Source organism: Neoroseomonas terrae, assembly GCF_018129025.1.
Classification (GTDB): domain Bacteria; phylum Pseudomonadota; class Alphaproteobacteria; order Acetobacterales; family Acetobacteraceae; genus Neoroseomonas; species Neoroseomonas terrae.
Genome location: NZ_JAAEDI010000029.1, coordinates 67808 through 76629, shown reverse-complemented (window position 1 = coordinate 76629; position 8822 = coordinate 67808). Strand labels below are relative to the sequence as shown.

Annotated in this window: 9 protein-coding genes; all 9 read left to right on the top strand. The window is 71.2% G+C overall.

Annotated features, from left to right (window positions below; genetic code table 11):
* Positions 1 to 587 (top strand): DUF6683 family protein (locus GXW78_RS22955; protein WP_211871234.1); only part of this gene is annotated, 587 nt, incomplete at its 5' end.
* Positions 588 to 870: 283 nt separating this feature from the next.
* Entirely contained in the window at positions 871 to 1266 is a 396-nt protein-coding gene (locus tag GXW78_RS22950) for a hypothetical protein (protein WP_211871233.1), read from the top strand.
* Positions 1267 to 1528: 262 nt separating this feature from the next.
* Complete coding sequence (typA, locus tag GXW78_RS22945; protein ID WP_211871232.1) at positions 1529 to 3367, top strand: translational GTPase TypA; 1839 nt, start codon at positions 1529 to 1531, stop codon at positions 3365 to 3367.
* Positions 3368 to 3387: 20 nt separating this feature from the next.
* Entirely contained in the window at positions 3388 to 4047 is a 660-nt protein-coding gene (locus GXW78_RS22940) for an EI24 domain-containing protein (protein WP_211871231.1), read from the top strand.
* 108 nt (positions 4048 to 4155) lie between these two features.
* Positions 4156 to 4818 carry a bactofilin family protein gene (locus GXW78_RS22935; protein ID WP_211871230.1) on the top strand — a complete coding sequence of 221 codons (663 nt, stop codon included), beginning with the start codon at positions 4156 to 4158 and terminating at the stop codon, positions 4816 to 4818.
* Positions 4819 to 4911: 93 nt separating this feature from the next.
* Positions 4912 to 5517 carry a hypothetical protein gene (locus tag GXW78_RS22930; protein WP_211871229.1) on the top strand — a complete coding sequence of 202 codons (606 nt, stop codon included), beginning with the start codon at positions 4912 to 4914 and terminating at the stop codon, positions 5515 to 5517.
* A 10-nt stretch (positions 5518 to 5527) separates the two neighbouring features.
* Positions 5528 to 6442 carry an AEC family transporter gene (locus GXW78_RS22925; RefSeq protein WP_211871228.1) on the top strand — a complete coding sequence of 305 codons (915 nt, stop codon included), beginning with the start codon at positions 5528 to 5530 and terminating at the stop codon, positions 6440 to 6442.
* Between the two features lie 72 nt (positions 6443 to 6514).
* Complete coding sequence (locus GXW78_RS22920; RefSeq protein WP_211871227.1) at positions 6515 to 7489, top strand: adenosine kinase; 975 nt, start codon at positions 6515 to 6517, stop codon at positions 7487 to 7489.
* Between the two features lie 343 nt (positions 7490 to 7832).
* Positions 7833 to 8819: an HlyD family secretion protein gene (locus GXW78_RS22915; RefSeq protein WP_211871226.1), complete on the top strand. Its 987-nt coding sequence runs from the start codon at positions 7833 to 7835 to the stop codon at positions 8817 to 8819.
* Positions 8820 to 8822 lie beyond the last annotated feature (3 nt).

Here is an 8822-nt window from a genome sequence, read left to right as displayed (position 1 = left end):
CGATGCTGCTGCCGGGCGGCAAGCCCGCGCCGCTGCCGCCCGCGGGCGCGCCGGCCGCACTGCACAGCCCGACGGCCTTCGGCAACGACCCCGCGGTAACCGCCCGCGTCCGGCAGCAGGTACTCGCCTCCGCCCTGCCGACCAGCCCGAACCCGGACGCGCTGCGCGCGGCCGTGACATCGGGCCGGCCCTGGGAGGAGTTCGACCAGCTGCTCCGCCAGCACGGCTATGACCCGCGCGACCTGGCCGACGTGGTCGCGGCCTTCTATCTGATCGCCTGGGAAGTCGCGACGGGCGGGGACGTCCTGGCGCAGCCGGCCGGCATCGCCGCCGTGCGCGGTCAGGCGCGCCAGATGCTCGCCGGCAACCAGGCGATGTCGCGGCTCGGCCCGGCCGAACGCCAGGCGACGGCCGAGACCCTCGCCTTCCACGCCATGGCGATGGCCGCGCGCAACCAGGATCTGCACCAGGCCGGCGGCGGCCAGGTGGCCGCGTATCGCACGGAAGTCGCCCAGGCGGTGACGCAGTGGCAGGGGATCGACCTGCGGCGCTTCACGTTGACCCCGACGGGATTCCAGCAGCGGTAGAAGCGTTCCTCGCGCAAGCGGGCCCGCTCCATCGTGATCTAACCGCAGCCACGCGTGCTCCCGCGCGGCGACGCAGCGTCCGTCCGCAACCAATCGCCGGGCGTGACGTTCTCCCTCCGACCGAGCAGAGAGGAGATGCCGACCACCATCCGCCGCGACAGCGGTGGTAAAGTTCAGGTAACGGAGAAGTCAGCCTCCTCGAACCAGACCGTCGGGTCTTGGCCATGGAAGCGCCCGGTTTCGACGGTATCTGTCAATGGTCGGATGAAGAGAGGAGAATATCATGCGCTTCACTGTGATCCGACTTGCCGTTGTCGGGCTTGGGCTGGCCGCGATGCCTGCCTACGCGCAGAACAGCACCGCCCCCGCTGCCGTGCTGAATGGCGGGGACGCCGTGGCTGCACAGGCCGATGGCGTCACCACACCGAGTGTCAGCAGCCTCCTGAGCCAGGCTGAGCAGGCCACACGCCAGGGTCGTTTGCCGCTCGCCAGCGAACTCATCGAGCGCGCCGAGACGCAGATCCTGACCCGGTCGACCATCGCCGGCACGGAGACGATCCCGGTGCGGGAGGGCGTCATTGCCAAGATGGCGGAAGCACGCATGGCCTTGGGCCGGCGCGACATTCCGGCTGCCACCACGGCGATGGCCGAGGCGGCGGGCATGACCCGCGGGATGTGACGGGGCTCCAGCACCGGCGCGCAATTCCCCCCACCCGCGCCGGATGCGTCCCCCCGCCACGGCGGCCCGCGGCCACTACCCCCAACGCCGCGGGCCGCCTTGCGCCTCCGATCGCCGGGGGCGCAGCTTTTTTCTGGATTTCGTGGGGAAGCCGCCCTATGTGTGCGGCGCACAATCCGCCTGACCGAAGGTCGCGCCGCCCGCCCACGACCGGGGCAGGGGTGCGGCTTGCCGTGTGGCGCCCGACAAGCAGGAGGCCGCGATGAGCGCCGCCCATATCCGCAACGTGGCCATCATCGCCCACGTCGACCACGGCAAGACGACGCTGGTGGACCAACTCCTGAAGCAGGCCGGCGCCTTCCGCGCCAACCAGCAGGTCGCCGAGCGCGCGCTCGACCGCAACGACCTGGAGCGCGAGCGCGGCATCACCATCCTGGCGAAGTCCACCGCCGTGGAATGGAACGGCGTGAAGATCAACATCGTGGACACGCCTGGCCACGCCGATTTCGGCGGTGAGGTGGAGCGCATCCTGTCCATGGTGGACGGCGCGATCGTGCTGTGCGACGCGGCCGAGGGGCCCCTGCCGCAGACCAAGTTCGTGCTGACCAAGGCGCTTGCCCGTGGCCTGAAGCCGATCGTCGTCATCAACAAGGTCGACCGCCAGGATGCCCGCGCGCACGAGGTGCATGACGAGGTGTTCGACCTGTTCGCCGCGCTGGGCGCGACGGATGAGCAGCTCGACTTCCACACGCTGTTCGCCTCCGGCCGCCAGGGCTGGGCGGATACGTCGATGGAAGGTCCGCGCAAGGACCTCTCGGCGATGTTCGACCTGATCCTGTCGCATGTGCCGGCGCCGGACGTCGATTTCGACGCCCCCTTCGCCATGAATGCGTCGATCCTGGAATCGGACAACTTCCTCGGCCGCATCCTGACCGGACGCGTGGAACAGGGCACCGCCAAGCTGAACATGCCGGTGCGCGTGCTGCGCCAGGATGGAACGGTCGTGGAATCCGGCCGCCTGACCAAGCTGATGACCTTCTCCGGCCTGGACCGCGTGCCGGTGGACGAGGTGAAGGCGGGCGACATCATTGCCATCGCCGGCCTGTCGGACGCCACGATCCCCGACACCATCGCATCCCCGGAGGTGGCCGAGCCGCTCCCCTCCATCCCGGTCGATCCGCCGACCCTCGCCATGACCTTCCGCATCAATGACGGCCCGCTCGGCGGCCGCGAGGGCAAGAAGGTCACGTCGCGCCAGATCCGCGACCGGCTGATGAAGGAAACCGAGGGCAACGTCGCCATCAAGGTGAAGGTGTCCGAGGAAGTGGACGCCTTCGAGGTGGCCGGCCGCGGCGAACTCCAGCTTGGCGTGCTGATCGAGCAGATGCGCCGCGAGGGCTTCGAGCTCACCATCGGCCGCCCGCGCGTGCTGACGCGCGAGAATGCGGAGACCGGCGAGCGCGAGGAGCCCTACGAGGAAGTGCTCGTCGACGTGGATGAGAGCTACTCGGGCGTCGTCGTCGAGAAGATGAGCATCCGCAAGGGCCAGATGCAGGACATGCGGCCGTCCGGCGGCGGCAAGGTGCGGCTGACCTTCCACATCCCGTCACGCGGCCTGATCGGCTACCACGGCGAATTCCTGACCGACACGCGCGGCACCGGCATGATGAACCGCCTGTTCCTCGGCTATCAGCCCTGGGCCGGTGTCATCGAAGGCCGCCGCAACGGCTCGCTGATCAGCAACGCGGATGGCGAGGCGATCCAGTACGCGCTGTTCTACCTGCAGGAACGCGGCACGCTGTTCGTGAACCCGGGCGACAAGGTCTATGTCGGCCTGATCCTCGGCGAGAATTCGCGCGACAACGACCTCGACGTGAATCCGATCAAGGAAAAGAAGCTCACCAACATCCGCGCCGCCGGCAAGGATGAGGCGCTGCTGCTGATCCCGCCCCGGCGCATGTCGCTCGAACAGGCCATCGCCTACATCGAGGATGACGAGCTGGTGGAGGTGACGCCCTCTGCCGTGCGGCTGCGCAAGCGCTACCTCGACCCGCATGAGCGCAAGAAGCACGCGCGCCGGGCGGAGAGCGAGGCGGCGTGATCCGGCGGCGGGCCTGACGCGTGCCTGCCGCGATCTTCCTGGCCCTCGGGCAGATCGGCGATCCGGCCTTCCGCCGGCCGCTGCTGCTCGGGGTGCTCGGCGCCGCGGTGGCGCTGGCGCTGCTCACCTGGGGCGCGATCGAGGCCGCGGCCTGGGCCGCCGCCGGCGGCGCCGCCTGGCTGTCCTGGATTGCGCAGGCGGCGGGTGGGGCGCTCGGGCTCGTCCTGGCTTGGTGGCTGTTCCTGCCCGTAGCCGCAGCCATTGCGGCCCAGCTCGTGGAACCGGTCGCCATGGCCGTCGAGCGCCGGCATTATCCCGGCTTGCCGCCGCCGCGCGGCGCGTCGGTCGCGGCGCAGGTCGCCTTCGGGCTGCGCTTCGGATTGCGCCTGCTGCTCATTCAGATCGTCCTGCTGCCGCTGTTCTTCCTGCCGGTGGTAGGCTTCGTTCTGGCGCTGCTGATCTCGGCCGCCGCACTCGGCGCCGGGATGGTCCAGCAGACCGCCCTGTTGCGCATGGACATGCCGCAGGCGCAGGCCGCCTGGCGCCGGGTCCGGCCGTCAGGCTGGATGCTCGGGCTGCTGTTGGCGCTGATGGCGCTGGTGCCGCTTCTCAACCTCCTGGTGCCTGTGCTCGGTACCGCGGCCGCCGTTCATCTGCTTCATCGATCCACGGCATCGTGATAGCGCGAATCCTGGGGATAAGAGGCCCCTCGGCGTTGTGGCGCGCGAACGGCGCGTGCTAGCCGGATACGCATCACGTCACCCTTTAGGGAATCGAGGGAGTCTGCGATGTCGCTGTTCCGCCGCAAGGACGAACCGGCCACTGGCGCCACCGGGGGGGACGCCGCGCCGACAACGATTCCTGCCGCGCGCGACCCCGACCTCGCCGTGCCTCCCTTCCGCCCAGCCGGAGTTTCGCCACCCGTGTCCACCGCCCCGACGCAGCCCACCGGCCCGATGGCCCCTAAGCCGAACTCGCCCCCCGCCGGCGCCAACGTGGCGCGCCCGGGCGCGCCGGTCGCTGGCGCCTCCGCACCCCGCGGCACCGCCGCCCGGCCGGAGCACGGTGACCGCCGCACCCTCGTCGTCGGCAAGGGCATCAGCCTGCAGGGCACGGTGACCGAGGCCGAGAAGCTGATCATCGACGGCACGATGGAAAGCCAGCTGCTCCAGGCGCAGGAACTGCTCATCAACCATTCCGGCGTCTTCAAGGGCGAGGTCGAGGTCGAGGACGCCGAGGTCGCCGGCACCTTCGACGGCAGCCTGACCGTGAATGGCAGCCTGATCATTCGCGCCACTGGCCGGGTGATCGGCACGGCCCGTGCCCGCCGCCTGTCGGTCGAGGATGGCGGCCAGCTCTCCGGCAAGATGGAGATGATCACCGAGGCGTCGTCGGCCCCGACCGCTCGCCTCGCGCCCGCGCCGCGCAGCAGCGAGCCGGCGGACGCCTGATGCGATTGGAGGGGCTCCGCCCCTCCACGCCATCCCGCCGGAGGCCCGAGGCCTTTGGAACCCGTTGCCCGGCGCCCAGCGGTGCAGTCAGAAATGGATGCCGAAAGCCTTTTCTGCGCGCGGCGAAGGCGCGGCGGGCCGTGGCAGGGCCTCTGGCTCAGCCTGCTGTTGCTGCCTGGCTGCGCCGGCGGCGACGAGGAAGCGACCGCCCTGCTGCAGCACGCCCTTGCCTCGACGCAGGCCAGTCTCGCGCTCAGTGGCGCGGCCGCTCCGGCACCCCCCGCCATGGCGCCACACCCTGCCGGCACCCAGGCCCCCGCTGCGATCCGGCCCGGTGCTGCGCCCTCGCTTGCCGCGGCGACGCCGCTGGTGCACGCCCCCGGCGCCGCGCGGCTGCGCGGCAGCGCCCCGCCCGCGGCGGCCGCCGCGCTGATGGGCCTATCGGCCGACCAGCTTCGCCGCATGCTGGGCGACCCCTCGATCCGCCGGCCGGAAGGCGACGCCGAGGTCTGGCTTTATGAGGCGCCAACCTGCCGGCTCGACGTCATCCTGTATGGCGAAGGCACGGCGCTGACCGTCGGCCATGCCGCTGCCCGTGCACTTGGCGGGGGTGAGGGGGTGACGGAGGGGGCCTGCCTGTCCGCCATCGCCGGCGCCTCGGCGCCCGCCCTCTGGACCACGCAGGGCCCACGCGCTTGAAGCCTTTTCCATGAGTGCCTGGCTCGACGCCTTCGTCCCCGCCTTCGCCCTGCTCGCCCTCGGTGCCCTGCTGAAGCGGCGCCTGTTGCGGGACGACACGGTCTGGGCCGGCATGGAGCGGCTGATCTACTGGGTCCTGCTGCCCTCGCTGATCGTCGCCGCGCTGGCGCCGCTCGACCTCGCCTCGCTGCCGCTCGGGCGCATCGCGGTCGCGATCTGGATCGCGCTGGGGGTCGGCAGCGTGGTGTCGGTGCTGCTGGCGCGCGCCCTGCGGCACGGGCATCCCGCGATGACCTCGGTGCTCCAGGGCGGCATCCGCTTCAACAACCTGATGGGCTTCGCCATCGTCGGCGCGTTGTTCGGCGCTGAAGGCACCGGCTTCGGCGCCGTGGCCACCGGCATGATCGTGCCCTTCGTGCAGGTGGTGACGACACTCGCCTTCGCCTTCGACGGCAAGCGGGGCCCACCGCGGCCGCTGATGGTGGTGCGGCAGCTCGCGCTGAACCCGCTGCTGCTGGCGGTCGCGACGGGGTTCCTCATCGCGCTGCTGGGCGGGCTGCCGCCGGGCCTCGCGCCCACGGTGCAAACGCTGGGGCGGGCGTCGGTCGCCTTGGGGCTGCTGTGCGTCGGCGCGGCGCTGTCGCTCGACAGCTTCACCGACCGCGTCGGCACCCAGGCCGTCACCGGCGTGCTCAAGCTCATGGTCATGCCGGCGATGACCTGGGGGCTCTGCGTCGCGCTCGGCGTGCCGCCCTTCGCCACCGCCATCGCCGTGATCTTCATGGCGCTGCCGACCGCCGCGACCTCCTACGTCATGGCCAGGGCCATGGGCGGCGACGCGCCACTGATGGCGGCGATCACGACGACCGAGCACATCGCCTCGATCGTGACTCTGCCGTTCTGGGTCTGGCTGGTCGCGCCTTGAGGCGCGACGCAGCCCCGTTGCCGCGCCGCCGCGAGGCCGCTATGCGGCGAGACCCATGGCGGAAGGCGCTTCATGACCAGCCTCGACATTCTCGGCATCGGCAATGCGATCGTGGACGTGCTTGCGCGCGCCGGGGACGACTTCCTCGCCCGCCACGGCATGGCCAAAGGCAGCATGACGCTGATCGGGCCGGACGACGCCGAACGCATCTACGCAGCCATGGGCCCCGGCGTCGAAAGCAGCGGGGGATCGGCCGGCAACACCTGCGCGGTCGCGGCCGCCCTGGGGGCGAAGGTCGGCTATCTCGGCAAGGTCGCCGACGACACGCTGGGGCAGGTGTTCCGCCACGACATCACCGCCGCGGGCGTGCACTTCCCGACGCCGCCGCTGACCGGGGGCGCACCTACCGCGCGTTGCCTCATCCTCGTCACGCCGGACGGCCAGCGGACGATGAACACCTTCCTCGGCGCCTGCGTGACCTTTGGGGAGGCCGATCTCGACGAGGCCTCGATCGCGGCGGCGCAGGTGACGTATCTCGAGGGCTACCTGTTCGATCCGCCCGCCGCCCAGGCCGCGTTCCGTGCCGCCGCGCGCATCGCCCATGCCAACGGGCGCAAGGTGGCGATCACGCTGTCCGACCCGTTCTGCGTGGAGCGCCATCGCGACGCCTTCCGCAGCTTCGTCCGCGACGAGGCCGACATCCTCTTCGCCAACGAGGCGGAGATATGCGCTCTCTACCAGACCGACAACTTCGAGGCGGCGGCGACGATCGCGCAGTCCGAGGTCGGCCTCGCCGCGCTCACCCGCAGCGAGAAGGGCAGCCTACTTCTGACCGGCACGACGGCGCACGAGGTCTCGGCCGAGCCGACCACGGTGGTGGACACCACCGGCGCTGGCGATGCCTACGCTGCCGGCTTCCTGGCGGCGCTGACGGCCGGGCGACCGCTGCCGGAATGCGGGCGCTGGGCGTCCGTTGCGGCAGCGGAAGCGATCTCCCATTTCGGGGCGCGGCCGCAAGCGGACCTGAAGGCGCTGGTGAAGGGCTGACGCTGCCGGGGTGGAACCGGGAGGGGCGCCGCCCCTCCCGGACCCTCCCCGCCAAAGGCCGAAGGGCCTTTGGAAACCTCGACCTGGTGTCGTGCACGGCGGAGAGAGCGCCTCCAGCACCTCCGCACCGGGCGAGGGGCACAACGGATGCCCGAGGCAACCGCGCCTGCGCCGGGGCCCGCGCCAGGTAACGGTTTCCAAAGGCCCTTCGGCCTTTGGTGGGGTGAGGTCCGGAGAGGGGCAAAGCCCCTCTCCGCAGCCGCAAGCGCCCGCTCGACCGAGCGCCCCCCTGGCCCGCCCCCGGCCGCATCCCCTACACTTCCCGCGGAGATCCTGAACCCGCATGCTGAAATGGATCGAGGACCATGTCCTGCGTGCCGTGCTCGGCGCGGCGCTGCTGCTCTGGCTTCTCTATGAGGGGGCGGCGCTGTTCTTCGCCTATTCCGGCGATGTGCGCGTAACGGCAGCACTCGTCGGGATTGCGCCGGAGGTCAGTGGACCGATCGCCGAACTGCCGGTGCGCACCGACCAGGCCATCGCGGCGGCGCAGCCCCTGCTCACCATCGAACCCCGCCCCTTCGCGCTGGCCGTCGCGAGCGCCACGGCGGCGCGCGATGTCGCTACGCAGCAACTCGGCTTGGCTCGGGATGCGGTCGCCGAGGCCGACGCCGCGGTGGATCAGGCGCGTGCGCGGTTCACCGATGCCGAGTCGACCCTGGCGCGTGACCAGACGCTGGGCCGAGACGGCTACATGCCGCAGGAGCAGGTGCAGAATGCCGAGCGCGACGCGGCGGTGGCCGAGGCCGCGGTGCATAGCGCGGAGGCCGCCGCCGAGGTGGCGCGCCGGCTCATCGAGGTTCGCACGGCCGAGTTGAGCGCGGCACAGGCGGCATTGGACCGCGCGGCCTACGACCTGTCGCGGACGCGCATCGCCGCGCCTGCCGCAGGCCGGATCGCGCCGTTTGATGCGCGGCAGGGGGACATGCTGGCGGTCGGCCAGCCCGTGCTGACGCTCGTGACGAATGCCGACTGGCGACTGGTCGCGAATGTCGGCGAACGGCATCTGGCGCGCCTGCGGCCGGGGCAGACGGCGTGGGTGCTGCTTGGCAGCGACCCGTGGCGGCTGCATCGGGGGCGGGTGCGCAGCGTGGCGCCGGCGGTGCGCGCCGTGCCGGGCAATTCGACGACGGCGGTCTTACCCGTCGTACCGCCCGATACCGACTGGATCCGGCTGCCGCAGCATTTCCCGGTGGAGATCGTGCTGCCCGATCTGCCGCGGGATGCGACGCTCTACCATGGCGCCACGGCGCGCGTGGTGGTGTGGTTCTGACGG

What these genes read in the sequence shown, in the direction of transcription:
- GXW78_RS22950 (WP_211871233.1), top strand. Translation starts at nt 871, where the DNA reads ATGCGCTTCACTGTGATCCGACTTGCCGTTGTCGGGCTTGGGCTGGCC.
- typA (WP_211871232.1), top strand. Translation starts at nt 1,529, where the DNA reads ATGAGCGCCGCCCATATCCGCAACGTGGCCATCATCGCCCACGTCGAC.
- GXW78_RS22935 (WP_211871230.1), top strand. Translation starts at nt 4,156, where the DNA reads ATGTCGCTGTTCCGCCGCAAGGACGAACCGGCCACTGGCGCCACCGGG.
- GXW78_RS22930 (WP_211871229.1), top strand. Translation starts at nt 4,912, where the DNA reads ATGGATGCCGAAAGCCTTTTCTGCGCGCGGCGAAGGCGCGGCGGGCCG.
- GXW78_RS22925 (WP_211871228.1), top strand. Translation starts at nt 5,528, where the DNA reads ATGAGTGCCTGGCTCGACGCCTTCGTCCCCGCCTTCGCCCTGCTCGCC.
- GXW78_RS22920 (WP_211871227.1), top strand. Translation starts at nt 6,515, where the DNA reads ATGACCAGCCTCGACATTCTCGGCATCGGCAATGCGATCGTGGACGTG.
- GXW78_RS22915 (WP_211871226.1), top strand. Translation starts at nt 7,833, where the DNA reads ATGCTGAAATGGATCGAGGACCATGTCCTGCGTGCCGTGCTCGGCGCG.